The sequence below is a fragment of the Amycolatopsis sp. MEPSY49 genome, from assembly GCF_051337345.1.
Classification (GTDB): domain Bacteria; phylum Actinomycetota; class Actinomycetes; order Mycobacteriales; family Pseudonocardiaceae; genus Amycolatopsis.
Window position 1 is genome coordinate 727,041 of the sequence record NZ_JBDLYJ010000002.1, and the last position, 22,311, is coordinate 749,351.

The 22,311-nt window shown below is 72.0% G+C and carries 21 protein-coding genes; 15 read left to right on the top strand and 6 right to left on the bottom strand.

Annotated elements, in window-relative coordinates; translation table 11 throughout:
* Positions 1–11 precede the first annotated feature (11 nt).
* Positions 12–1,211, bottom strand: a complete 1,200-nt coding sequence (locus tag ABFJ78_RS12505) for a Glu/Leu/Phe/Val dehydrogenase dimerization domain-containing protein (protein ID WP_436386105.1) — start codon at positions 1,209–1,211, stop codon at positions 12–14.
* Positions 1,212–1,333: 122 nt separating this feature from the next.
* Between ABFJ78_RS12505 and ABFJ78_RS12510 the strand changes: the two genes are divergently transcribed.
* From ABFJ78_RS12510 to ABFJ78_RS12540, 7 genes are all read left to right on the top strand, one after another.
* A complete protein-coding gene (locus ABFJ78_RS12510) occupies positions 1,334–2,260 on the top strand; it encodes a LysR substrate-binding domain-containing protein (protein WP_436386106.1) in 927 nt (308 codons plus the stop codon).
* Positions 2,261–2,380: 120 nt separating this feature from the next.
* Positions 2,381–3,643 (top strand): glutamate-cysteine ligase family protein, encoded by a 1,263-nt coding sequence (locus tag ABFJ78_RS12515; protein ID WP_436386107.1) that lies wholly within the window; start codon positions 2,381–2,383, stop codon positions 3,641–3,643.
* On the top strand, positions 3,640–4,977 hold the full coding sequence (gene egtB / locus ABFJ78_RS12520) for an ergothioneine biosynthesis protein EgtB (RefSeq protein WP_436386108.1): 1,338 nt from the start codon (positions 3,640–3,642) through the stop codon (positions 4,975–4,977). The genes ABFJ78_RS12515 and egtB overlap by 4 nt, the downstream gene beginning before the upstream one ends.
* A gap of 5 nt (positions 4,978–4,982) precedes the next feature.
* Complete coding sequence (gene egtC / locus ABFJ78_RS12525; protein ID WP_436386109.1) at positions 4,983–5,801, top strand: ergothioneine biosynthesis protein EgtC; 819 nt, start codon at positions 4,983–4,985, stop codon at positions 5,799–5,801.
* Positions 5,798–6,775: an L-histidine N(alpha)-methyltransferase gene (egtD, locus tag ABFJ78_RS12530; RefSeq protein ID WP_436386110.1), complete on the top strand. Its 978-nt coding sequence runs from the start codon at positions 5,798–5,800 to the stop codon at positions 6,773–6,775. Before egtC ends, egtD begins: the two co-directional genes overlap by 4 nt.
* 46 nt (positions 6,776–6,821) lie before the next feature.
* Entirely contained in the window at positions 6,822–7,244 is a 423-nt protein-coding gene (locus tag ABFJ78_RS12535) for a nitroreductase family deazaflavin-dependent oxidoreductase (RefSeq protein ID WP_436386777.1), read from the top strand.
* Positions 7,245–7,385: 141 nt separating this feature from the next.
* Positions 7,386–9,005: an alpha/beta hydrolase gene (locus ABFJ78_RS12540; protein ID WP_436386778.1), complete on the top strand. Its 1,620-nt coding sequence runs from the start codon at positions 7,386–7,388 to the stop codon at positions 9,003–9,005.
* Between the two features lie 44 nt (positions 9,006–9,049).
* Here the strand turns inward: ABFJ78_RS12540 and ABFJ78_RS12545 are convergent, their stop codons facing one another.
* A complete protein-coding gene (locus ABFJ78_RS12545; protein ID WP_436386112.1) occupies positions 9,050–9,628 on the bottom strand; it encodes a TetR/AcrR family transcriptional regulator in 579 nt (192 codons plus the stop codon).
* Between the two features lie 91 nt (positions 9,629–9,719).
* Between ABFJ78_RS12545 and ABFJ78_RS12550 the strand changes: the two genes are divergently transcribed.
* Both ABFJ78_RS12550 and ABFJ78_RS12555 read left to right on the top strand, forming a co-directional pair.
* Positions 9,720–10,574: an alpha/beta fold hydrolase gene (locus ABFJ78_RS12550; protein ID WP_436386113.1), complete on the top strand. Its 855-nt coding sequence runs from the start codon at positions 9,720–9,722 to the stop codon at positions 10,572–10,574.
* A 204-nt stretch (positions 10,575–10,778) separates the two neighbouring features.
* Positions 10,779–11,483, top strand: coding sequence for an MgtC/SapB family protein (locus ABFJ78_RS12555; RefSeq protein WP_436386114.1), 705 nt, complete (start codon positions 10,779–10,781; stop codon positions 11,481–11,483).
* On the opposite strand, the gene ABFJ78_RS12560 is transcribed toward ABFJ78_RS12555, so the two are convergent.
* Both ABFJ78_RS12560 and ABFJ78_RS12565 read right to left on the bottom strand, forming a co-directional pair.
* Positions 11,480–12,268 carry an alpha/beta fold hydrolase gene (locus ABFJ78_RS12560; protein WP_436386115.1) on the bottom strand — a complete coding sequence of 263 codons (789 nt, stop codon included), beginning with the start codon at positions 12,266–12,268 and terminating at the stop codon, positions 11,480–11,482. The genes ABFJ78_RS12555 and ABFJ78_RS12560 overlap by 4 nt on opposite strands.
* 70 nt (positions 12,269–12,338) lie before the next feature.
* Positions 12,339–15,152, bottom strand: a complete 2,814-nt coding sequence (locus tag ABFJ78_RS12565) for an aconitate hydratase (protein WP_436386116.1) — start codon at positions 15,150–15,152, stop codon at positions 12,339–12,341.
* 359 nt (positions 15,153–15,511) lie between these two features.
* Here ABFJ78_RS12565 and ABFJ78_RS12570 point away from each other — a divergent pair, with 359 nt between their 5' ends.
* Complete coding sequence (locus ABFJ78_RS12570) at positions 15,512–16,822, top strand: NlpC/P60 family protein (protein ID WP_436386780.1); 1,311 nt, start codon at positions 15,512–15,514, stop codon at positions 16,820–16,822.
* Positions 16,823–16,865: 43 nt separating this feature from the next.
* The gene (locus ABFJ78_RS12575; protein ID WP_436386117.1) at positions 16,866–17,579 is read left to right on the top strand and encodes an SAM-dependent methyltransferase; all 714 of its coding nucleotides are present in this window, start codon (positions 16,866–16,868) and stop codon (positions 17,577–17,579) included.
* A 1-nt stretch (position 17,580) separates the two neighbouring features.
* Here ABFJ78_RS12575 and ABFJ78_RS12580 read toward each other — a convergent pair whose 3' ends face one another.
* A complete protein-coding gene (locus ABFJ78_RS12580; RefSeq protein WP_436386118.1) occupies positions 17,581–17,982 on the bottom strand; it encodes a DUF1801 domain-containing protein in 402 nt (133 codons plus the stop codon).
* Between the two features lie 27 nt (positions 17,983–18,009).
* Here ABFJ78_RS12580 and mobA point away from each other — a divergent pair, with 27 nt between their 5' ends.
* The 4 genes from mobA (at position 18,010) to ABFJ78_RS12600 (ending at position 21,791) form a co-directional block, all read left to right on the top strand.
* A complete protein-coding gene (gene mobA / locus ABFJ78_RS12585; protein ID WP_436386119.1) occupies positions 18,010–18,555 on the top strand; it encodes a molybdenum cofactor guanylyltransferase in 546 nt (181 codons plus the stop codon).
* A gap of 159 nt (positions 18,556–18,714) precedes the next feature.
* Positions 18,715–19,785, top strand: a complete 1,071-nt coding sequence (locus tag ABFJ78_RS12590; RefSeq protein WP_176169441.1) for an AAA family ATPase — start codon at positions 18,715–18,717, stop codon at positions 19,783–19,785.
* A 7-nt stretch (positions 19,786–19,792) separates the two neighbouring features.
* A complete protein-coding gene (locus ABFJ78_RS12595; protein ID WP_436386120.1) occupies positions 19,793–20,737 on the top strand; it encodes a DUF58 domain-containing protein in 945 nt (314 codons plus the stop codon).
* Between the two features lie 73 nt (positions 20,738–20,810).
* A complete protein-coding gene (locus ABFJ78_RS12600; protein WP_436386121.1) occupies positions 20,811–21,791 on the top strand; it encodes a VWA domain-containing protein in 981 nt (326 codons plus the stop codon).
* A gap of 1 nt (position 21,792) precedes the next feature.
* Here the strand turns inward: ABFJ78_RS12600 and ABFJ78_RS12605 are convergent, their stop codons facing one another.
* Positions 21,793–22,302: a hypothetical protein gene (locus ABFJ78_RS12605; protein ID WP_436386122.1), complete on the bottom strand. Its 510-nt coding sequence runs from the start codon at positions 22,300–22,302 to the stop codon at positions 21,793–21,795.
* Positions 22,303–22,311: the final 9 nt, after the last annotated feature.

Below are 22,311 nucleotides of genomic sequence, written 5' to 3' on the forward strand. Positions count from 1 at the left end.
CGGCAGACCTCTTACGGGATGAGCAGCCCCGGCTCACCCTCCGGCGCGAGCGCCGCCTCGGCCCGCCGGGCCCGGTTGGCCTCGGCCAGCTTCAGCCCGGTGATGCGCAGCGGCAGCCGGTCCATGTTCCACTCGGTCAGCAGCAGCGCCACCTTCGACTGCATCTCGGTGCGCAGCCGCAGGAACGAGTCGGCCGGGTCCGCGCCGACCTCGCCCAGCAGCAGCCACCACGCCCACGCCGCCGCGCCCGCGTTGGCGACGAAGTCCGGCACGACCGCGACGCCACGGGCCGAAAGCGCGGCCTCCGCTTCCGGCGTCGTCGCCGCGTTGGCCGCTTCGACGACGACCGCGGCCTTGACCAGGTTTTCGTTGTCCGGCCGCAGCGCATAAGAAATCGCCGCCGGCACGAAGATGTCCGCGTCGATGCCGACGACGGCTTCGCGCGCCAGCGACCGCACCCCGGCCGGCAGCCGGGTCCGGTCGATCTCGCCGAAGCGGTCGCGCAGCTCCAGCAGCGCCGGGACGTCGAGTCCCGATGGGTCGTGGAGCGTGCCGGCGGCGTCGGCCACCGCGACCACCTTCATCCCGGCTTCGTGCAGGTACCAGGCCGCGCCGCCGCCCATGGTGCCGATGCCCTGGATCGCCACGGTCGTCTCGCGGACGTCCCAGTCCCACGCCGCCGCGACGCCGAGGCAGGCCTGCGCCACGCCGTAGCCGCCGACGACGTCGCCGAGCAGCAGGCCGCCGGGCACCGGCGCGTTGAGCCCCGCCTGGACGCGGCGCAGGGTGCGCGCCGGGTCGGCCGAACGGCCGATCGCCGCGTGGTACGACTGCTCCAGCCCGAGCTCGGCGAACACCTCGTCGATCAGGTGCTGGGGCACGCCGAGGTCCTCGGCGGTCACCCAGTGCGCGTCGAGCCACGGCCGCAGGAACGCGCAGAACCGCTTCAGCACGCCGAACGCCCGCGGGTCCTTCGGGTCGAAGTCGATGCCGCCCTTCGCCCCGCCGACCGGCAGGTTGAAGGTCGCGGTCTTGTTGGCCATGCCCCGGGCGAGGTCCTCGACCTCGTTCATCGTGCAGCCCGCCCGCATCCGGGTGCCGCCGGTGGCGACGCCGGAGACCAGGCTGTGCACGACCAGGTAGCCGGGCGCGCCGGTGACGGGATCGGTCCACGTGAGCCGCATCAGCGGCTCGGCGTTGCGCGGGGTCATCAGGGCCACTCACCTCCAGGGAAGGTCCGGGCGGCCCGTCGTGGCCGCCTCCCCGAGCGTGCGCCCCGGACCGCCCACGCGTCCATTTAACGAACCTGCACGATCTCGTTTAGGTTTGGTGTATGGAGCTTTCGTTGCACCGCTTGCGGATGCTGCGCGAGCTGCACCGCCGGGGCACGGTGACGGCGGCAGCCGCTTCGCTGCACTACACCGCTTCGGCGGTATCGCAGCAGCTCGCGCAGCTGGAGCGCGACGTCGGCGCGAAGCTGTTCGAACGGCTCGGCCGGCGCGTCCAGTTGACCGAGCTCGGCAAGCTCCTGACGGAGCACGCCGAGGAGATCCTCGGCTCGGTCGAACGGGCGACGCTCGCCCTGGAGGAGGCCCAGGAGGCGCGCACGGTCCGGCTGACCGCCGGGGTCTGGGCGTCGGTGGCCTCCGGGCTGCTGCCGACGGCGTTGACCGCGCTGGCCGGCGACCACCCCGGCATCGAGGTGCGCACGCGGGAACTGGCGCCGGAGGACACCGCCGAGGCGGTCCGCGACGGCACGCTGGACCTGTCGTTCGTGATCGACTACTCGGACGCGCCGACGCCGTGGGACGCCGGGCTGGAACGCGCCGTCGTGGCGGTCGAGCGGCTGCACGCGGCGGTGCCGCGGGGTGCGGTGCCGTCGGGCTCGGCCTCGCTCGACGAGCTCGCCGAGCACCCGTGGATCCTGGCCAGCCCGAAGTCGCACTTCGGCCGGGCGATGCGCACGGCCTGCCAGCGGCACGGCTTCGCGCCGAAGATCAACCACGAGGTCGAAGAGCAGTCCACGGCGATGGCGATGGTGGGCGCCGGGCTCGGCGTCACGCTCGTTTCGGACCTGGGCCTGCGGCTGCTGCGGCCGCCCGGGATCGACGTCGTCGCGCTCACCACGCCGCTGCTGCGGACGGTGTCGATCGCCTACCGGCGGGACGCGTTCCGGCGGCCCGCGCTGCACCTGGTGATCGAGGCCGTGCGGGCGTCGGCGGCCGCGCTGGGCCTGGGCACGGAGTCCGCTTTGCCCTGATCCGGGACTTCTTACGGAGTGGTGAACCCGTCCTGCACCGCAAGATCCGGCCTGATTTTGTCGTACCCCGCGTGTAGCGTCCGAAGTCAAGAAGTTCCACCACACGGAACAGGAACGGACATGCAAGCGGTGCACGATTTCCCCGAGAAGTCGGGTAGTGCGTCCAACCGAACCGCACGGGTCCTGGCGGACCGCGCGGCCGGCGAGGCGTACGTCGCATCGGTGTGTTTCAAGCACGGACCACCCCGCCTGACCGGCGTGGAGCTGGAGTTCACCGTGCACCACGCCGACGACCCGGCCAGACCCCTCGATCCCGACGTCCTGGCCGCGGCGCTGGGTCCGCACACCCCGCGGACACTCCGCCCCGACAGCCCCGCCTCGCCCCTCCCGGCCGGCTCACCGGTGAGCCTCGAACCCGGGTGCCAGGTCGAGATCTCCGCTCTTCCCCAGGCCTCCCTGCGCGATCTCGACGCAGCCGTCACGGCCGACCTCCACCACCTGCGCGACCGCCTCGCCCGGCACGACCTCGTGCTGGGCGAAACGGGCATCGACGCCCACCGCGAGCCGCGCCGGGTCCTGCGCACACCGCGCTACGCGGCGATGGAACGGCGGTTCGCGCCGATCGGTCCCGGTGGCCTCACGATGATGTGCAGCACCGCGGGCTTGCAGGTCTGCGTCGACGCGGGGGAGCCCGGGCAGTACGCGGCCCGGTGGGCGGCGGCCCACGCGATGGGCCCGCCGCTGCTCGCCCTCTTCGCCAACTCCCGCGTCCACGCCGGACGGGACACGGGACACGCCTCCGCCCGCTGGCTCGCGGTGCACGACACGGAGGCGGTCCGCACGCGCACGTCCGGCGTCACGGACGACGACCCCGCCGGAGCGTGGGCCGAGCGCCTGATGGACACGCCCCTGATGGTGCTGCCCCGCGGCGACCGGCCGTGGGACGCGCCGGAGGGGCTGACCTTCGCCGACTGGATCGACGGCAGGGGCGCGGCCGCCCTGCTGCCGAAACCGACGGCGGCGGACCTCGACTACCACCTCACCACGATGTTCACCCCGGTCCGGCCCCAGGGCTACCTGGAGATCCGGTACCTCGACGCGCAACCGCCGGACGAGTGGCTCGCGCCGGTGGCGCTGGTCTCGGCGCTGCTCGCCCGGCCGTCCACTGTGGACAAGGTGCGCGCGGTCTGCGCGCCGGTCGCGGACCGGTGGACCGACGCGGCGCGGCGGGGACTGGCCGACGAGGACCTGGCGGCCGTCGCGGCGGCGCTGGCCGACCTCGGCTGCGCCGAGCTGGGCGTGACGGGGCTGGCGGACGAGTCGATCACCGAGATCAGCGAGAGCGTGCAGGGGCGCGCGTACCGATCGAGGAGCGAAGCATGAGCACGGAAGCACTGGGTGACCTGAGCGCGCAGGACCTGCGTGCCCGGGCGGCCGAAGCACTGACCCGGGCGCGGGCGCGCAGCGTGGCGCTGACCGACGCCGTGGACGACGAAGACCTGGTCCGCCAGCACTCCAAGCTGATGTCGCCGCTGGTCTGGGACCTCGCGCACATCGGCGTCCAGGAGGAGCTCTGGCTGGTCCGCGACGTCGGCGGACGCGAGCCGCTGCGGCCGGACATCGACGACATCTACGACGCGTTCCAGCACGCCCGCGCCGACCGGCCGGAGCTGCCGCTGCTCGGCCCGGCCGAGGCGCGCGCGTACGTCAAGCAGGTCCGCGAGAAGGCGTTCGACGTGCTGGAGCACGCGCCGATGGAGGGGCGGCGGCTGACCGAACAGGCCTTCGCGTTCGGCATGATCACCCAGCACGAGCAGCAGCACGACGAGACCATGCTGGCCACCCACCAGCTGCGCAAGGGCGACCCGGTGCTGCACGCGCCGGAGCCGCCGCCCGCGCGGTCGGGCCCGCTGCCCGCCGAGGTGCTGGTGCCGGGTGGCGCGTTCACGATGGGCACGTCGGCGGAGCCGTGGGCGCTGGACAACGAGCGCCCGGCGCACGAGATCGCCGTCGAGGCCTTCTGGATGGACACCGTCCCGGTGACGGGCGGCGCCTACGCGCGGTTCCTCGACGGCGGCGGCTACGACGACGAGCGCTGGTGGAGCCCGGCGGGCTGGGCGTACCGGACCGAAAACGGCATCACCGCGCCGCGGTTCTGGAAGCGGGAGCAGGACGGCTGGTGGCGCACCGCGTTCGGCGTCTACGAGCGCGTTCCCGCCGACGAGCCGGTCGTGCACGTCTCCTACTACGAGGCCGAGGCTTACGCGGCCTGGGCCGGGCGGCGGCTGCCGACCGAGGCGGAGTGGGAGAAGGCCGCGCGGTTCGACCCGGCGACCGGCCGGTCGCAGCGGTTCCCCTGGGGTGACGGGGAACCGTCGGCCGAGCACGCGAACCTGGGCCAGCGGCACCTGCGCCCGGCGCCGGCGGGGGCGTACCCGGCCGGCGCGTCGCCGACCGGCGTGCACCAGCTGATCGGCGACGTCTGGGAGTGGACTTCGACCGATTTCCACGGCTACCCGGGGTTCTCCGCCTTCCCGTACCGGGAGTACTCGGAGGTCTTCTTCGGACCCGAGTACAAGGTGCTGCGCGGCGGCTCCTTCGGCACCGACCCGTCGGCGATCCGGGGCACGTTCCGCAACTGGGACTACCCGATCCGGCGGCAGATCTTCGCCGGCTTCCGCACGGCCCGCGACGCGGCACCCGGCGAGGTGGGCTAGGCGTCATGTGCCGGCACATCGCCTACCTCGGCGAGCCGCTTTCGCCCGCCGAGGCGATCTTTCGCGCGCCGCATTCGCTGCTGGTGCAGTCCTACGCACCGGCGGACATGCGCGGCGGCGGTTCGGTCAACGCGGACGGGTTCGGGCTGGGCTGGTACCCCGGCCCGGGCTCGCCGCCACTGCGTCACCGCCGATCCACTCCACTGTGGACGGACGAGACGCTGCCGCCGCTGGCCGCGGCGGTGACCTCGGGCGCGTTCGTCGCCGCGGTCCGCAACGGCACCACCGGCCTGCCGGTGACCGAAGCGGCCGCGGCGCCGTTCACCGCCGGGCACTGGTTGTTCAGCCACAACGGCGTCGTCCGCGGCTATCCGGACTCGCTGGCCGAACTGGCCAAGACCCTGCCGGTCACCGAGCTGCTGACGCTGGAGGCACCGACGGACTCGGTGGTGCTCTGGGCGTTGCTGCGCGCCCGGCTCGCCACGGGCGAGGACCCGCTGACGGCGGTGGCGCAGCTGACGCTCGCCGTCGAAGCGGCCGCGCCCGGTTCCCGGCTCAACTTCCTGCTCACCGACGGCTCGACCCTCATCGGTACCGCCTGGACCCACGCGCTGTCCGTGCTGGAGACCCCGGCCGGCAGTGTTGTGCCGGGGCTTCGCCCCGGGCCGGGGGCTCCGCCACCCGGAACCCCCGGAAGCAACGTGTGGCTGGCGTCCGAACCCGTCGACGGTGATCCGCGCTGGCGGCCCGTCCCCGACCACCACGCCGTGCGCGCCACCGCCGCCGGCGTCGACCTGCTTCCCCTGACCCAGGAGCGTTCATGACCGAGATCGACCTCGACCACCACCGGTCCGGCGACGCCGTCACCGCGGAACTGCGCGCGGACGTCGTCGCCGGGCTCACGGCCGAGCGCAAGTGGCTGCCGCCCAAGTGGTTCTACGACGCCGAGGGCAGCGAGCTGTTCGAGAAGATCACCCAGCTGCCGGAGTACTACCCGACCCGCAGCGAGCGCGAGGTGCTGGCCGCGCACGCCGGCGACGTCGCGCGCCTGTCCGGCGCGCACACGCTCGTCGAGCTCGGGTCCGGGTCGAGCGAGAAGACCCGCCTGCTGCTCGACGCGCTCACCGGGCACGGCAGCCTGGAAGCGTTCGTCCCGCTCGACGTGTCCGAGTCCGCGCTGGCCGACGCCGCCGAGGCGATCTCGAAGGACTACCCGGGACTGACCGTCCGCGGGGTCGTCGGCGACTTCACCCAGCACCTCGGCCTCCTGCCCGGTGGCCAGCCGCGGGTGGTGGCGTTCCTCGGCGGCACGATCGGCAACTTCCTCCCCGCCGAGCGCGCGACCTTCCTGCGGTCGGTGCGCGAAGTGCTCGACGTGGGGGAGTGGCTGCTGCTCGGCACCGACCTCGTGAAGGACCCGGGCATCCTCGAACGCGCCTACGACGACGCCGCGGGTGTCACGGCCGAGTTCAACAAGAACGTGCTGCGGGTGATCAACGCCCGCCTCGGCGCGAACTTCGACGTCGACGAGTTCGAGCACGTGTCGCACTGGGACGCGGAGAACGAGTGGATCGAGATGCGCCTGCGGGCTCCGCGGGCGCTGACCGTCGAGATCCCGGGCGCGGACCTCACGGTGAGCTTCGCCGAGGGCGAGCACATCCGGACGGAGATCTCGGCCAAGTTCCGGCCCGCCGGCGTCGAGGCGGAGCTGGCCGCGGCCGGGTTCGCGCTGGAGCGCTGGTGGACCGACTCCCAGCAGCGGTTCGGGGTGAGCCTGGCAAGATCGGTGCGTGGCTAATCCTCTCCGGGCGCTCGCCCGGGCCCTCGGCACCCGGCCGTGGCTGATGCGCACGGCCGGGGCCGTCGTGTGGGCGGACAAGAAACTGCACCGCGCGTTCGGCGGCCGGGTGAGCCTCGTGGCGCTCGCCGGGCTGCCGTCGCTGCGGCTCACGACGACGGGCCGCAAGAGCGGGCAGCCCCGCAGCACGAACCTGCTTTATTTCCCCCACGGCGACGACATCGTGCTGACGGCCTCCAACTGGGGCCGCCCGAACGACCCGGCGTGGGCGCTGAACCTGCGCGCGAACCAGAAGGCGGAGGTCGAGCTCAAGGGGCGGCCGAGCGGGGTGGTGGCGCGGGAGCTGCACGGCGAAGAGTACGACGCGATGTGGCGGGAGCTGCTCGAGTTCTGGCCGGGGTACCGGATGGAGCAACGCGAGGCGGGCCGGCCGTTGCCGGTTTTCGTGCTCACGCCGGTGGCCGGGTAGGTTCCCACCATCCTTTTGGCCGGTGACGGCTTTCACCGGTTTGTGCCAGTCTCTCCGGGGTAACGCGCCGTGACGGCTCGGCCGCGCGGCTCATGCGTCACCAAGGGAGGAGACGTCTTGCCGAGATCCACACAGGGCCGGGTGCGGTCGTTCGCACTGGTGGGGGCGCTCGTGGCCGGCGTGGGACTGGCCGGGACGGCCGGCACCGCCGCGGCGGCCCCGGATGTGTCAGCCCCCGACGCGGTGGCGAAGCCCGCCGTGGTCGGGGCGACCGCCGCCGTCAACTGGGGTACCTGCTCGAGCGACACCCTCGCCGGCGTGCCCGCGGACCAGGTCAAGTTCTACAGCTGCGCGCGCTATCGCGTGCCGATCGACCACGACAACGCCTCGTTGGGCACCATCGACATCGCGCTGCTCAAGCGTGCCGCCCGCACGCCCGACAAGCGCGTCGGCTCGCTGTTCCTCAACCCCGGCGGCCCCGGCGGCTCGGGCCTGCGGATGCCGATCAGCGGGCAGTACTACTTCCAGCCGCAGGTGCTCGACCGGTTCGACCTCGTCGGGTTCGACCCGCGCGGCGTCGGGCAGAGCAACCCGCTTCGCTGCTTCACCACCCAGGAGGACGCCGACGAGGTCTTCGGCGCCCAGATCCCGGTGCCGCTGACCCGCGCCGAGATCTCCGGCACCCTCGCGAGCTACCGCGACTACGGCCGGTTCTGCAAGAACAACGCGGGTTCGCTGCTGAACCACATGTCCACCAAGGACGTCGTGCGCGACCTCGACACGCTGCGCGCGGCGGTCGGCGACCAGAAGCTGACCTTCGTCGGCTTCTCCTACGGGACGCTGATCGGCTCGACCTACACCTCGATGTTCCCGAAGCAGTCGCGCGCGATCGTCATCGACGGCAACGTCGACCCGGCGCTGCGCACCAGCGACGGCGTTCAGTACGACCGGGAACGCGCGCAGGGCTTCGAGATCGCGCTCGACGGGTTCCTCAAGCGGTGCGACCAGGTGGGCGCGAAGTGCGCGTTCAGCGACGGCACCCCGCGGGCGAAGTTCGACGAGCTGCGGGAGTACCTGCGCAAGCAGCCGATCACCATCCCCGGTGGCGGCACGGTGGACATCAACCAGTTCACCGGCGGCGTTTCGAGCGTCCTGTATTCGCCGGGGGCGTTCGCCGGTCTGGCCGAGGACCTGCAGGCGCTGTACACCGCGATCCACCCAGCGGGCGCGCAGTCCCAGGCGCTGCAGGCCAAGCCGCTGAAGGCGCTCACCCCGGGCAAACAGGGCCTGGCCGACCAGAACCCGGACAGCCCCTACACCAGCGACGACTCGTACTTCGCCGTCAACTGCTCCGACAAGCCGTTTCGGATCAAGCAGGAGCAGGTGCCGGACATCGCCGCGAAGTGGGAGCGCGAGTCGCGCACCTTCGGCCGCTACCAGGCGTTCGCCGACACGGCGGGCTGCCCGGTGTGGCCGGCGAAGAAGCCGGATGCCTACCGCGGTCCGTGGCGGGCTCAGACCGACGTACCGGTGGTCGTCGTGAGCAACTACTACGACCCGGCGACGCGGTACAAGTTCGGCCAGCGGATGGCGGCCGAGCTCGGCAACTCGCGGCTGCTGTCGGTCGACGCGTTCGGCCACTGCATCCTCGGCGACGCCCTGGGCGTCGACAAGGCCGTGGCGGACTACCTGACCGACCTCAAGGTGCCGGCGAACGGGCAGGTGTTCCAGCCGAACGTCCAGCCGTTCGAAACCGCGTAGCAGAAAGAGAACGGGCCGGGGTGACGCTGTCGCCCCGGCCCGTTTCACGTTCCCAGCAGCCGGTCCAGCACGTCCCCGGCGGCCGCCTCGGCTTCGGCGACCGCGCTTTGGTGGTCGTCGGCCCGGGCGACCAGCAACGCGATCTCGTTCATGCCGGCGAGCAGGACGTGCGCGAAGAGGTCCACTCGCGCGGCCGGGATCCGGCCGTCGCGCCGCAGCGCCGCCTTGATCCGGCCGAGCGTGCGCACCTCGTCGAGCTCCCGCCAGCGCTGCCAGCCCAGCACGGCCGGCGCGTCGATGAGCATCACCCGCCGCACCACGGGGTCCCGGGTGCTCCGGATCCACGCGAGACACGCGGCGCGCAGCGCTTCGACCGGGTCGGTCATGCCTTCGACGGCCCGCGCCCCCTCCGCGCCGACCCGGTCGTAGACGGTGTCCAGGACGGCCGCGAACAGCGCGTCCTTGCCGGGGAAGTGGTGGTAGAGCGCGCCACGGCTGACGTCGGCCGCCCGCAGGACGGCTTCGATCGACGTGCCGTCGTAGCCGTGTTCGGTGAACAGGCCGGTCGCGACCGCGACGAGGTGCTCGCGGGTCGCCTGACCCCGGTCGATCTTCTTGTTCATGCGGGTTCGGCAGCCTCCGTCGTTGACAAACCGACTGTCGGTCTGTTGATACTAGACCGTCAGTCGGTTTACTTCTGGAGGGACTCTACCGATGGACCTGCGAACCTGGGAGGACCAGCGCGGACGCGTGTCGACGGCGTCCGGCGAGGTGAGCTACACCGATGTCGGCGAAGGCCCGGTCGCGCTCTTCGTGCACGGCGTGGGGACGAACAACCTGTTGTGGCGCAAGGTGGTGGGCGAGCTGGCGGGGGAGCGCCGGTGCGTCGCGCCGGACCTGCCGGGGCACGGCGCCTCACCGGTGACGCCCGGGCAGGACCTCAGCCTGAACGGGCTCGCCCGGCTGCTCGAAGACTTCTGCGAGTCGCTGGAACTGGGCGAGTTCGACCTGGTCGCCAACGACACCGGCGGCGCGGTCGCGCAGGTCTTCGCCGCGCACCACGCCGACCGCCTGCGCTCGCTCACCCTGACCAACTGCGACACGCAGGGGAACCTGCCGCCCGAGGCGTTCCGCCCGGTCGTCGAGCTGGCCGAACGCGGGAAGCTGGCGCCGCTGCTGGTCCAGCTCGCCGCGGACCCCGAGCGGGCGCGGACCGGCGCGCTCGGCGGGGGTTACGAACACCCCGAGCGGCTGCCCGCCGAGGTGCTGGAAGCCTTTGTGGGGCCGGTCGGCGGCACCCTGGAAGCGGCGCGGCAGTTCGAGCGCCTCTTGACGTCGGTCCGCGGCGAGGAACTGGACGCGATCGAGCCGCTGCTGAAGGAGTTCCGCGTGCCGACGCTGCTGGTCTGGGGGACCGGCGACCCGAACTTCGGCGTCGAGTGGGCGTACCGCTTCCGGGACACCGTCCCCGGCGTCACCGAGGTCGTCGAGGTCCCCGGCGCGAAGCTCTTCTTCCCCGACGAACGGCCCGGAGACCTCGTGCCGCACCTGCGCCGGCACTGGGCGTAGCGATCATCACAGGCGACGGGGCCGGGACCCGGCGCTACAGTGGGGGAGTCGATCAACCACGAGCACCGGAAGCGAGGTGAGCGGCACATGCCAGCGGACAGTCACGGGACGACCGGGCGTGCGCTCACCGGAGGTTTCCGGCTGAGCTGACCGACGTCCGGTCTCCCCTGTCCGGCAGTGCGCACGCCGGAAAAGAGCGGGATCATGACCATTTTCGAAATGCTGCTGCGCGTCGGCGCCGGCGTCGGCCTGGGTGCCGTCATCGGGATCGAGCGCCAGTTCCGCGCCCGGATGGCCGGGCTGCGCACCAACGCGCTGGTCGCGGTCGGCGCGACGCTGTTCGTGCTGCTGTCCGCGCACGGCTTCGGCGGGCTGACCACGAGCGGCGACGCCGACCCGACGCGGGTCGCGGCCCAAATCGTTTCGGGCATCGGGTTCCTCGGCGCCGGCGTCATCCTGCGCGACGGCCTGAACGTCCGCGGCCTCAACACCGCGGCGACGCTGTGGTGCTCGGCCGCGGTCGGCGCGCTCGCCGGAGCCGGGCTGTACGCGATCGCGGCGGCCGGGACCGCCGTCGTCGTCGGGGTGAACGTGGTGCTGCGGCCGCTGGGCCGGGTCGTCGACCGCCGCCCGGACGCGGGCGACGAGACGCCGACGCGGTACGCGTTCCAGGCTGTCACCCGCGACGCGACCGAGGCGCACGTGCGGGCGCTGCTCGTGCAGTCGCTGACCCGCACGGACTTCCGGCTGCTGTCGGTGCTGAGCACCGATCGCGAGGACCGCACGGTCGAGGTCCGCGCCGAGCTGATCGGCGACCAGCGCGACGACGCCCAGATGGAGGCGGCGGTGTCGCGGCTTTCGCTGGAGCCGTCGGTGTCCAGCGTCCGCTGGGAAGCCGTACCGGCTTAACCGAGGAACTCCTCGAGCAGCTCGCCGAACCGGGCGGGCTGCTCGAGGTTCACCATGTGTGCGGCGCCGGGCACCTTCGCGCGGCGTGCGTGCGGTGCCTCCCGCTCCAGCAGGTCGGCGACCGCGAAGATGTCGGTCGAGTCGAGGTCGCCGGTGACCACCAGGGTGCGCGCCGCGATCTCCGCGACCCGGCCGATCGCGCCCACCTCGATTCCGACGACCGGCGCCGGGTGGCCCTTCGCGGCGTTCTCCACCAGCATGTCCCGGCAGGACTTCCGGACCGCCGGATCGACCTCACCGGGCGTGCGGCGGGGCCCGTCGACCCACAGCCGCAGGACGCACTCGAGCAAGGCCGGGCCGTTCCCGGCCCGCGCGGCCTCGCCGGCCTGCTCCATCAGGTCGAGGACGAACGGGTCACGGAACTCCATGCCGCTGATCCCCGGCGAGCTGAGGAACAGGCCGCCGACGCGGTCCGGGTACGCCACCGCGAAGTCGAGGAACACGCGGCTGCCGAACGAGCAGCCGACGAGCACCGGCCGGTCGACGTCGAGCGCGTCCAGCAGCTTCTTCAAGTCCTCGTGGTGCGAGAACTCCCGCGGCGGGTTCGACGAACCGCCCGCGCCGCGGGCGTCGTAGCGGAGGACCCGGTGGGTCCCCGCGAGGCGGGTGAACTGCTCCTCCCACATCGCGCGGGTCATCCCACCCGCGTGCAGGAACACGATCGGCCGGCCGCGGCCGCGTTCTTCATAGGACAGGGTGCCGTCGCCGAGCTCGATTTCCCCCATGTCCGGCACGGTACCGGACGACGAAGGCCTCCCCACCTGCTCGATGGGGAGGCCTTCGGGGCGAAAAGCCTTACGCCTGCGTCATCTTCCGCAGCACGTACTGCAGGATGCCGCCGTTGCGGTAGTAGTCCGCCTCGCCCGGGGTGTCGATGCGGACGTCCGCTTCGAACTCCACCTTGGTGCCGTCCGCCTTGGTGGCCGTGACGTGCACCGTGCGCGGGGTCTCGCCGTCGTTCAGCTTGGTGATGCCCGAGATGTCGAACGTCTCGGTGCCGTCCAGGCCGAGCGACGAGGCCGACTCGCCCTGCGGGAACTGCAGCGGGATGACGCCCATGCCGATCAGGTTCGAGCGGTGGATGCGCTCGAACGACTCGGTGATGACCGCGCGGACGCCCAGCAGCGACGTGCCCTTGGCCGCCCAGTCACGCGACGAGCCCGAGCCGTACTCCTTGCCGCCCAGCACGACCAGCGGGGTGCCCGCCTTCGCGTAGTTCTGCGCCGCGTCGTAGATGAACGCCTGCGGCGCGCCCTCCTGCGTGAAGTCGCGGGTGTAGCCGCCCTGCACGTCGTCGAGGAGCTGGTTGCGCAGCCGGATGTTCGCGAACGTGCCGCGGATCATCACCTCGTGGTTGCCGCGCCGGGAGCCGTAGGAGTTGAAGTCCTTCTTCTCCACGCCGTGCTCGGTCAGGTACTGCGCGGCCGGGGTGCCCGGCTTGATCGCGCCGGCGGGGGAGATGTGGTCGGTGGTGACCGAATCGCCCAGCTTCGCCAGCACGCGCGCGCCGGTGATGTCGGTGACCGCGGCCGGCTCCGGCGTCATGCCCTCGAAGTACGGGGGCTTCCGCACGTAGGTGGACTCGGCGTCCCACTCGAAGGTCTTGCCCTCCGGGGTGGGCAGCGACTTCCAGCGCTCACCGCCGTCGAAGACGTCGGCGTAGTCCTTGGTGAACATCTCCTGCGTGATCGCGTAGTCGATGGTCTCCTGGATTTCCTTCGCCGTCGGCCAGATGTCCTTGAGGAAGACGTCGTTGCCTTGCGCGTCCTGGCCCAGCGGCTGGTTCGCGAAGTCGAAGTCCATCGTGCCGGCCAGCGCGTAGGCGATGACCAGCGGCGGCGACGCGAGGTAGTTCATCTTCACGTCGGGGTTGATCCGGCCTTCGAAGTTCCGGTTGCCCGAGAGCACCGAGACCGCGGTGAGGTCGTTCTCCTGGATGGCCGCGGAGATCTCGTCCGAGAGCGGGCCGGAGTTGCCGATGCACGTGGTGCAGCCGTAGCCGACCAGGTGGTAGCCCAGCTTCTCCAGGTAGGGCCACAGGTTGGCCTTGGTGTAGTAGTCGGTGACGACCTGCGAGCCCGGCGCCATCGACGTCTTGACCCACGGCTTGACCGCGAGGCCCTTGTCCACGGCGTTGCGCGCGAGCAGCGCGGCGCCGAGCATGACCGACGGGTTCGATGTGTTGGTGCACGACGTGATCGAGGCGATCACCACGGCGCCGTGGTCGAGGACGAACTCTCCGCGGTCCGGCGTGGAGACCTTGACCGGCTTGCTCGGGCGGCCCGACGCACCGTTCGCGGCCGACGAGGTGACCGGCGCGGCGTCGTCTTCGGCGAAGGACAGCGACGGCGAGTCGCTGGCCGGGAAGGACTCCTCCGAAGCCTCGTCCATCTTCGTGTGCGGCGTGAGGTCTTCGCCGTCCACGTAGTCGTGGATCGACTTGCGGAACGACGACTTCGCGTCCGACAGCTCGATGCGGTCCTGCGGGCGCTTCGGGCCGGCGATCGACGGGACGACCGTCGAGAGGTCCAGCTCGAGGTACTCGGAATAGGCCGCCTCGCGCGACGGGTCGTGCCAGAGGCCCTGCTCCTTGGCGTAGGCCTCGACCAGCGCGACCTGTTCGGCCGAGCGGCCGGTCAGCTTGAGGTAGCGGACGGTCTCCTCGTCGATCGGGAAGATCGCCGCGGTGGAGCCGAACTCGGGGCTCATGTTGCCGATGGTGGCGCGGTTGGCCAGCGGCACCGCGGCCACGCTCTCGCCGTAGAACTCGACGAACTTGCCGACCACGCCGTGGCGGCGCAGCATTTCGGTGATCGTGAGGACGACGTCGGTGGCGGTGACGCCGGCCGGGATCTCGCCGGTCAGCTTGAAGCCGACGACGCGCGGGATCAGCATCGACACCGGCTGGCCCAGCATGGCCGCCTCGGCCTCGATGCCGCCGACGCCCCAGCCCAGCACGCCCAGGCCGTTGACCATGGTGGTGTGCGAGTCGGTGCCGACGCAGGAGTCGGGGTAGGCCTGCCCGTTGCGGGCCATCACCGTGCGCGCGAGGTGCTCGATGTTGACCTGGTGCACGATGCCGGTGCCCGGCGGGACGACCTTGAACTCGTCGAAGGCGCCCTGGCCCCAGCGCAGGAACTGGTAGCGCTCGCGGTTGCGCTCGTACTCGATCTCGACGTTGCGCTCGAAGGCGTCGGGGCGGCCGAAGACGTCGATGATGACCGAGTGGTCGATGACCAGCTCGGCGGGGGCGAGCGGGTTGACCTTGTCGGGGTCGCCGCCGAGGTCGGTGACCGCCTCGCGCATGGTGGCGAGGTCGACGACGCACGGCACGCCGGTGAAGTCCTGCATGATCACGCGGGCGGGCGTGAACTGGATCTCGATCGACGGGTCGGCGTTCGGGTCCCACGAGCCGAGCGCGCGGATGTGGTCGGCGGTGATGTTCGCGCCGTCCTCGGTGCGCAGCAGGTTCTCGAGCAGGATCTTCAGGCTGTACGGCAGGCGCTCGGCGCCTTCGACCTTGTTCAGGCGGAACACCTCGTACGAGGCGTCGCCGACCTTCAGCGTGTCTTTGGCGCCGAAGCTGTCCTTGCTGGCAGGTGCGGTCACGTCTAACTCCAGTGGCGTGGACTTCCGCGCCGGTGCGGCGGTCGAGTCCCGGGTCAGTTCGGTCGGGTTCGGTGGTGGCGAGTCTTGCGCACCCCCACCGTAGGACCGGATTCGGGATGCCACACCTCGCGGTGCCTCAAACAGTACGCGTGTCCTGTTTAACGGACAAGACGACACGCGGTGTGGGCTGCGCCATTCGGAAAGCCGACACCGCGGGGGTCCCTCAATGAGGGGAATTGGTGCCTACGTTGTGTAAGTTTCCGGTGATGCTTGTGATAGTGGTGTGACTGCAGTGACGCGCGATGTGCGCAGGTGAGCGGAGGTGGGCGGTCGTGGCGGGACGGCGTGGGGGTCCGGAGGTGCCGCGGGCCCGCCGTGGACTCACCGTGAGCGCGCTCACGCTGGTGATCTTGTTCGGAGCCGGCGGCACGGGCCTCGCGGCACCCCCGCCGCCGCCCAACCCCAGCGACTCGGACATCACCTCGAGCAAGGCCGACGCCAACGCGAAGGCCGGCGAGGTCGGCCGGCTGACCAACCAGCTGGCCCAGGCCGAGCAGAAGCTGTCGCAGCTGCAGGACGACGTCGAGCTCAAGCAGGAAGAGGCCAACAAGGCCCTGGTCGACCTGCAGTCCGCGCAGGACGCCGCCGCCCAGGCCGAGAACGACGCGAAGGCCGCCCGCACCGAGGCCGACGCGGCGGCCGCGGCGATCGAGAAGGCCCGCAACGACCTCAAGACCTTCGCCGCCGCGAGCTTCCAGCAGGGCAGCACGGTCGGCTCGCTTTCGGCCTACCTGAGCGCCGACAGCCCGAAGGACATGCTGGCCCGCGCGCAGCTGCTCGACGCCGTCGGCGGCGACCGGCTCAACGCCCTCGACCGGCTCCAGCAGGCGCAGACCGAGAAGTCGAACAAGGACGCCGCGGCCCGCAAGGCCGCCGAGATCGCCCAGCAGAAGCAGGACGCGGCGCGCCAGGCGAAGACCAGCGCGGACGCCGCGCAGGCCAGGGCGATCAGCGCGCAGGACAGCCAGGCCACGCAGAACACCCAGCTCGAGAAGAACAAGTCCGACGTCGAGCAGCAGCTCTACGCCGCCCAGGCGAAGGTCAACGGCCTGCAGGGCCAGCGGCAGCGCTACCAGGACTGGCTCGCCGAGAAGCAGCGCGAGGACGACGAACGCGCCCGTCAGGCCGCGCTCGGCTCGTCCGGCGGGGGCGGCCGCCCGGCGAGCAAGCCGGCGTCGGGCCCGGCGGGCTCCTCGATCGAGGCGGTCATCGCGCGGGCGTTGTCGAAGATCGGCCTGCCGTACGCGTGGGGCGGAGGCAACGCGAGCGGCCCGACGCGCGGCATCCGCGACGGCGGCGTCGCCGACCGGTACGGCGACTACAACAAGATCGGCTTCGACTGCTCCGGGCTGATGATCTACGCCTTCGCCGGGGTCAAGGGCCTGCCGCACTACAGCGGCTACCAGTACACGGCCGGGCGGCGGGTCCCGCTGTCCCAGATGCGCCGCGGCGACATGCTGTTCTGGGGCGGCGCGGGCGGCATCCACCACGTCGCGCTCTACCTCGGCGGCGGCCAGATGGTCGAGGCGCCGCAGTCCGGCCTGCGCGTCCGGATCGCGCCGGTCCGCTACGGCGGGATCATGCCGTACGCGACCCGCTTGATCGGCTGAAACCCGCTCGACGCGGCCGGCGGCGGCCACCAGGATCGTCCGCGTGGACGACGAACTGAACGCGCTGCGGCGCACGCGGATGCGCTGGAACACGCCCCTGTCCGAGGCCCACGCTTCGGTGCTGCTCGATCGGCTGGACCTCGGCGAAGGACCACACCTCGTCGACCTCGGCTGCGGCTGGGGCGAGTTGCTGCTGCGGGCCTCGGAACGGGCGCCGGCCCTGCGCGTGACCGGCGTCGACGCCGACGAGGTCGCGCTGGCGAGGGGCCGGTCGGCGGCTCGAGAACGGGGCCTGGCCGTCGAGTTCACCTCGTCGGACGCCGCGACCTGGGACACCCCCGTCGAGCGGGCCTTCTGCATCGGCGCGGCTCATGTCTTCGGCTCGACGAAGGCGGGGCTGGCGGGGCTCGCCCGCGTGGTGCCGTCCGGCAGGCTGCTCTACGGCGACGGCTTCTGGGCGGCCCCGCCGAACCCGGCCGCCCTGGAGATCTTCGGCCCCGACACGCTCACGCTGCCGGAACTCGTCGACACCGCGGCCGACGCCGGCTGGCGCGTACGGCACCTCAGCGTCGCCGACCAGCTCGAATGGGACGACTTCGAGTCGACGTCCCGCGCCGGCTGGGAGGAGTGGCTGGCGGCGCACCCGGCCGACCCGCGGGCGGGCGAGGTGCGCGAGTGGCTCGACCGGCGGCTGCGCGAGTACGTCCGGGACTACCGGGGTGTGCTGGGCCTGGCCTACCTCGTGCTGACCCGCTGAGTCAGGCCTTCCCCTCGCGCTTCAGCTTGCGCCAGCCACCGGCGCGGTTGTTCGCGATGATCTGGCGGAACATCGCCGTGAGCGCGGGCGCGTTGATCGGCTCGCCCTCGCGGAAGGCGACCGTCCGCGCGGTCTTGTTGCCGTGCCCGGCGGTGATGATGCCGTCCGGGTCGGGGACGATGCCGCCGTCGTAGACGAAGACGTTGACGTGGTCCTTCGCCGCCAGCAGGGCACAGATGTTGCCCTCCAGCACGAAGTACGGCTGCCGGGTGCGCTTGATGGTCTCGACGACCTCGGGGTCCGCCGCGTGGACCAGCTCGCGGACCTCGCGGCAGATCGCCTGCTGCCACCCGGGCAGGGCGCCGATGTAGGCGTCGACGCGCGGTTCGACGGTGTAGGACACGCGTCCAGTATGGGCTAGATTCCCGGGATGCGGTACGCGGGGATCGTGGTGGCCGGGGGTTCGGCGCGCAGACTGTCCGGTGTGGACAAGCCGGCGCTGTCGGTCGGCGGGAAGCCCTTGCTGGCCCGCGCGATCCACGCGCTCTCGGGCGCCGAACGCGTGATCGCGGTCGGTCCGCGGCGGCCAGGCTTCGACGTCGTGTGGACCCGCGAACCGGTGCCCGGCACCGGGCCCGTCGCGGCACTGGCCGCCGGTCTCGCGTTCGTCCCGGACGACGTCGAGGCGGTCGTCGTGCTGGCGGCCGACCTCCCGGGCGTCCGCCGGTCCACAGTGGACCGCCTGCTCGCGGCGATCGGCGACGGCGACGGCGCGGTCCTCGTGGACGCCGGCGGCTCCCGGCAGTGGCTGCTGGGCGCGTGGCGGGCCCCAGCGCTGCGGGCGGCATTGCCCGAGCAGGTGGAGAACGCGGCGCTGCGGCGGGTGCTCGGCGGACTGAGTGTCACCGAGGTGCCGGCCGAACTGGGCGAAGCGGACGATATCGACACCCCTGAGGACCTCGAGCGGCACCGCTGAAGGCAGCTTCACAGATGTCACACCGCTGACGGTGTTGGCTACTCACGCGCCGACCCGTGCGTCCGCGTGCCGGATGCGACGGACGAGTGGGGGACGCAGTACGGTCGCACCGCGTGATCACCGTCGCGGGGGCGGCGCACGAACTTTCGAGGAGGCAGAGTGACCGAGCCCGGCTACGCCGAGGGCGGGAACGGCCAGCAGGCGACACCGGCGCGGGACGCCCAGTTGCTGGAGCGGACCGTGTTCGAGGTCAAGCGGATCATCGTCGGCCAGGACCGCCTGGTCGAGCGGATGCTGGTCGGCCTGCTGGCCAAGGGCCACCTGCTGCTCGAAGGCGTGCCCGGCGTGGCGAAGACCCTCGCCGTCGAGACGTTCGCGCGGGTCGTCGGGGGCTCGTTCTCGCGCGTCCAGTTCACGCCCGACCTGGTGCCCGCCGACATCCTCGGCACCCGGATCTACCGCCAGGGCGCCGAGCGGTTCGACGTCGAGCTCGGCCCGGTCGTGGCCAACTTCGTGCTCGCCGACGAGATCAACCGCGCGCCGGCCAAGGTCCAGTCGGCGATGCTCGAGGTGATGGCCGAGCGGCACGTCTCGATCGGCGGGCAGACGTTCCCGATGCCCGACCCGTTCCTCGTGCTGGCCACCCAGAACCCGATCGAGAACGAGGGCGTGTACCCGCTGCCCGAGGCGCAGCGCGACCGCTTCCTGTTCAAGATCGTCGTCGAGTACCCCTCCGCCGAGGAGGAGCGGGAGATCATCTACCGGATGGGCGTCACCCCGCCCACCCCGCACGAGGTGCTCAGCCCGACCGAGCTGGTCCGGCTGCAGGGCGTCGCGTCGCAGGTGTTCGTGCACCACGCGCTCGTCGACTACGTCGTGCGGCTCGTGCTGACCACCCGGACGCCGAACGAGCACGGCCTCGCCGACGTCGCCGGCTGGGTGTCCTACGGCGCTTCGCCGCGCGCGAGCCTCGGCATCATCGCCGCCGCCCGGGCCCTCGCGCTGGTCCGCGGCCGCGACTACGTGCTGCCGCAGGACGTCGTCGACGTCGTGCCGGACGTGCTGCGCCACCGGCTGGTGCTGTCCTACGACGCGCTCGCCGACGGCGTGCCCATCGACCACATCATCACGCGCGTGCTGCAGACCGTGCCGCTGCCGCAGGTCTCGGCCCGGCCGCAGGGCGGGGCCGGCCAGGGCGGCCCGGTCCCGGCGGGCGCGCCGGTCAGGTAGCCCGGCGATGGCGAAGAACGAGAAGGGCGAACGTCCTTCGTGGGCGCCCCCGGTGCTGCGGGGCGACCGGCTGGAAGCCGGGCTCCGGACGCTGGAGCTCGACGTCCGCCGCCGGCTCGACGGGCTGCTGCAGGGCAACCACCTCGGCCTCGTGCCGGGGCCGGGGTCCGAGCCCGGCGAGGCGCGCCCGTACCAGCCCGGCGACGACGTCCGCCGGATGGACTGGGCGGTCACCGCCCGCACCACGACCCCGCACATCCGCGAGACCGTGGCCGACCGCGAGCTCGAGACGTGGGTGGTCGCCGACCTGTCGGCGAGCCTCGACTTCGGGACCGCATTGTGCGAGAAGCGCGACCTGGTGGTCTGCGCGGTCGCGGCGGTCGCGCACCTCACCGGGGGCGGCGGCAACCGGATCGGCGCGCTGGTCTCCACTGGCGCCGAGCTGACTCGCATCCCGGCGCGCGGCGGCCTCGCGCACGCCCGCGGCCTGGTGCGGAAGCTGGCCGAGACTCCACGGGCGGCCGAGGGCACCCGCGGTGACTTCGCTGCTGCGCTGGAGGCCCTGCGCCGTCCGCCGCGGCGGCGTGGCCTGGCCGTGGTGATCTCCGATTTCCTGGGCGACATGTCCTGGGAGCGGCCGCTGCGGGCGCTGGGCGGACGCCACGAGCTGATCGCGATCGAAGTCCTCGACCCGCGCGACGTCGACCTGCCCGAGGTGGGCACCGTCGTGCTGGCCGACCCGGAGACAGGGAAGCAGCGCGAAGTGCATGCGTCGGCCTTGCTGCGCAAGGAGTTCGGGGCCGCGGCCCACGCCCACCGGCAGCAGGTGGCGGCCGGCCTGCGGCGCGCGGGTGCCGCCCACCTGACGCTGCGCACGGACGCCGACTGGATCGCCGACATGGTGCGGTTCGTCGTCGCCCGCAAGCGCCGCTGGTCGGGGGGTGTCGCGTGAGGGAGCTTGCGACCGAACCATTCAACACAGCGCTTCCGACTCAGGTGGCACCGAGCGTCAGCGAGGTGTGCGCATGAGCTTGACGGGCTTCGCCGCGCCTTGGTGGTTCCTGCTGCTGATCGCCGTCGCGGCGGTCGCGATCGGGTACGTGCTGGCGCAGCGCGCGCGGCGGAAGCGGACCATGCGGTTCGCGAACCTCGCGCTGCTGGAGAAGGTCGCGCCGAAGAGCCAGGGCTGGGTGCGGCACCTGCCGGCGGTGCTGATCGTGCTGTCGCTGCTGGTCCTCACCGTCGCGCTGGCCGGGCCGACCGCCGAGCAGAAGGTGCCGCGCAACCGGGCGACCGTGATGCTGGTGATCGACGTGTCGCTGTCGATGGAGGCGACCGACGTCGCGCCGACGCGGCTGAAGGCGGCCCAGGACGCGGCGACGCAGTTCGCGCAGAACATGACCCCGGGCATCAACCTGGGCCTGATCTCGTTCGCGGGCACGGCGACCGTGCTGGTCAACCCGACCACCGACCGCAACGGCGTGATCAAGGCGATCGAGAACCTGAAGCTGGCCCAGTCGACGGCGACCGGGGAAGGCATCTTCGCGGCCTTGCAGTCGGTGGAGAGCTTCTCCAGCGTCGTGGGCGGCGCCGACGGGCCGCCACCGGCCCGGATCGTGCTGATGTCCGACGGCAAGCAGACGGTGCCCGAGGACCTGTACGCGGCGCGCGGCGGCTACACGGCGGCGCAGGCGGCGAAGCAGGCGGGCGTGCCGATCTCGTCGATCTCGTTCGGCACGACGCACGGTTCGGTCGACATCGACGGCAAAGCCCAGCCGGTGAGCGTGGACGACGAGTCGCTGCGCGAGATCGCCCGGCTGTCGGGCGGCGAGTTCTACAAGGCGGCCAGCGCCGAGGAGCTGAAGAAGGTCTACGCGGACCTCGGCGAGCAGATCGGCTACGAGCTGAAGGACGCCGACGCGAGCAAGCCGTGGGTGGTCGTGGGGACGCTGATCCTCATGCTCGGCGCGGCGGCGAGCTTGTTCTTCGGGCAGAGACTGCCGTGACTCAGGCTCGGCGAACGCCGTACAGGCTTCCGCCGAGCAGGGTCACCCCGGAGAGCACCCCGCTGACGAACGGCACCCACGCCGCCGCGCTGCCCAGCAAGGCCAGGCCGACGATGCCGAGCACCGTCAGGAGCACGCCGACCACCAGGATCGAACGGGTCTTCCACGCCGACGCCAGCGCGACGAAGTGGAGGCCGACGATAGTGGCGATCCAGGCGACGTTCGCCTGCACCGGCGCGTCCAGGAGGCTCAGCACGAAGAACCCGGCGATCAGCAGGACGACCTCGCCGATGACGATCACGCGGTAGCTCGGCCCGAACATCGGCCGTCCGTCGAGGGTGGGCCGGCCCCCGGCACGTACGCCGAGGACGACCACCGCCGCCAGTGCGAGCACGGCCAGCGCGCGGAGCACCCAGCCGAGCGCTGCCGGAACCGGCGAGCCGGAGTTGACCAGGACGAACACGGTGCCGAACGCGGCGCCGATGAGCGCCCCCAGGAACTGCTGTCGCATCCGGCGAAC

What these genes read in the sequence shown, in the direction of transcription:
- egtD (WP_436386110.1), top strand. Translation starts at nt 5,798, where the DNA reads ATGACCGAGATCGACCTCGACCACCACCGGTCCGGCGACGCCGTCACC.
- ABFJ78_RS12560 (WP_436386115.1), bottom strand. Translation starts at nt 12,268, where the DNA reads ATGGGGGAAATCGAGCTCGGCGACGGCACCCTGTCCTATGAAGAACGC.
- ABFJ78_RS12515 (WP_436386107.1), top strand. Translation starts at nt 2,381, where the DNA reads ATGCAAGCGGTGCACGATTTCCCCGAGAAGTCGGGTAGTGCGTCCAAC.
- ABFJ78_RS12605 (WP_436386122.1), bottom strand. Translation starts at nt 22,302, where the DNA reads ATGCGACAGCAGTTCCTGGGGGCGCTCATCGGCGCCGCGTTCGGCACC.
- ABFJ78_RS12555 (WP_436386114.1), top strand. Translation starts at nt 10,779, where the DNA reads ATGACCATTTTCGAAATGCTGCTGCGCGTCGGCGCCGGCGTCGGCCTG.
- ABFJ78_RS12510 (WP_436386106.1), top strand. Translation starts at nt 1,334, where the DNA reads ATGGAGCTTTCGTTGCACCGCTTGCGGATGCTGCGCGAGCTGCACCGC.
- ABFJ78_RS12505 (WP_436386105.1), bottom strand. Translation starts at nt 1,211, where the DNA reads ATGACCCCGCGCAACGCCGAGCCGCTGATGCGGCTCACGTGGACCGAT.
- egtC (WP_436386109.1), top strand. Translation starts at nt 4,983, where the DNA reads ATGTGCCGGCACATCGCCTACCTCGGCGAGCCGCTTTCGCCCGCCGAG.
- ABFJ78_RS12595 (WP_436386120.1), top strand. Translation starts at nt 19,793, where the DNA reads ATGGCGAAGAACGAGAAGGGCGAACGTCCTTCGTGGGCGCCCCCGGTG.
- ABFJ78_RS12550 (WP_436386113.1), top strand. Translation starts at nt 9,720, where the DNA reads ATGGACCTGCGAACCTGGGAGGACCAGCGCGGACGCGTGTCGACGGCG.
- mobA (WP_436386119.1), top strand. Translation starts at nt 18,010, where the DNA reads ATGCGGTACGCGGGGATCGTGGTGGCCGGGGGTTCGGCGCGCAGACTG.
- ABFJ78_RS12535 (WP_436386777.1), top strand. Translation starts at nt 6,822, where the DNA reads ATGCGCACGGCCGGGGCCGTCGTGTGGGCGGACAAGAAACTGCACCGC.
- ABFJ78_RS12545 (WP_436386112.1), bottom strand. Translation starts at nt 9,628, where the DNA reads ATGAACAAGAAGATCGACCGGGGTCAGGCGACCCGCGAGCACCTCGTC.
- ABFJ78_RS12600 (WP_436386121.1), top strand. Translation starts at nt 20,811, where the DNA reads ATGAGCTTGACGGGCTTCGCCGCGCCTTGGTGGTTCCTGCTGCTGATC.
- egtB (WP_436386108.1), top strand. Translation starts at nt 3,640, where the DNA reads ATGAGCACGGAAGCACTGGGTGACCTGAGCGCGCAGGACCTGCGTGCC.